The organism is Mycolicibacterium pyrenivorans (assembly GCF_025821625.1).
GTDB classification, from domain to species: Bacteria; Actinomycetota; Actinomycetes; order Mycobacteriales; family Mycobacteriaceae; genus Mycobacterium; species Mycobacterium pyrenivorans.
Genome location: NZ_JACKSH010000139.1, coordinates 1 through 1,361 on the forward strand (window position 1 = coordinate 1; position 1,361 = coordinate 1,361).

A 1,361-nucleotide genomic window follows, 5' to 3' on the forward strand; every position below is an offset into this window, starting at 1 on the left:
AGCTGAGCTGGTGTTCGGTGAGCCAGTCCAGGAAGGCGATGGCCGCGTGGGTGCGTTGGCGCACCGAGTTGAACTGCTGGATGGTGATGGCGTGCCCGTTGTTGCGTTGCCGCAGTCGACGGATCAGGTGCCAGACCGTGTAGCGGTGCAGCGCCTGCCGCTGCTCGAGGTTCGCGTGCGCAGCCAGGGTCTGATCGATGAACCGCTCGATGCGGACCATGTGCTCATCGCGTCGCGGCAGGGCGCCCACGCCGATGAGGACATGGCGCAGGTGCGCCAGAGGCTGACTGTGGGGCAGCTCGTCGAGCGCTTCGTGGGTCAACGCCCTGCGCCCGGCAGCGAGATCGGCCAGCACCGGCGCGACGGACTTCTTCTTCAGCCATCGCATGGCGGTGATGGGGTGTTCTGCGGTAGCGATGTTGTGCCGCAAAGCCTGCAGCCCCGGATGAAGCGATGCCGACGGCGGACCGATGATCTCGTTGAGACGCTGATTGATTCGGCATCGAACGCATTGACCAGGGTGCGGATAGGACGGGTCGCTGCAGGTTGGGCAATCGCGCCAGATGGCGCGGGTGGTGCAGTCCTCGCAGTGCGGCTGGGCGAGGGTGCCCGAGATCACTGCGGCGGTCCGTCCGCACGAGCTGCATCGGGCGGTGCGGCGCTGGCAGGCAGGACACCATGGTCGGCCGGTGATTCGAGATGTGCCGCAGGGCTTTTCGTCGCCGCAGATCGAGCAGGAAGCGGTCGGCAAGGACGGGCAGGTGCTGCAGATCGGCCCGTCTGGGGTCCGGAGGCTGACCGGACGGCGGCGACCGCAGTTGAGGCAGTCTTCGAGGTTGTCAGGGTCGGTGACCAAACAGTTTGGACATAGTGGTCGGCCCTGCTGGTCACGAGTGGCCGGTTCGCGGCGCGCGCCGCAGCGTGCGCATTCTTCGATGCGGGTGTGGGCGATGCAGGTGCGGCACACGCGTTGCCCGTCAAGAGGTTTGTCGATCCGCACGACGCGACCGCAGCGCGGGCATGCCGGCCGCACGATCCCGGCGACTCCTGCTGCGTGCAGGGCATCGATCAGCGGGATGATCGCCCGGATGGGGGCGAGATGCCCGGCGCCGGTGAGTAATTCGGGTGCAGCTTCCAAGGCCCAGGCGACCTTGCGTTGATGCGCGGGCCGGGACGCAAGTCTGCTGACCGCACTGGCGGTCGCGGTCGACGGCCGGATCCAGCCGGGCCACCACGGTGTGGATGACCGAACCGAGATCGGATCGCGGTCGTCGCGGTCAGGGCATTGCGCGCAGCGGGCCCCACCGGCGCGATCCCGGGTCGAGACATGCCGAAGCTGCCCGCAGGCCGCACACGGGGCC

The 1,361-nt window shown here is 68.2% G+C and carries 1 pseudogene; it reads right to left on the reverse strand.

From position 1 onward, the window contains the following. Positions 1–1,000 (reverse strand): annotated as a pseudogene (locus tag H7I57_RS16605) (hypothetical protein); the annotation flags it as partial. Positions 1,001–1,361 lie beyond the last annotated feature (361 nt).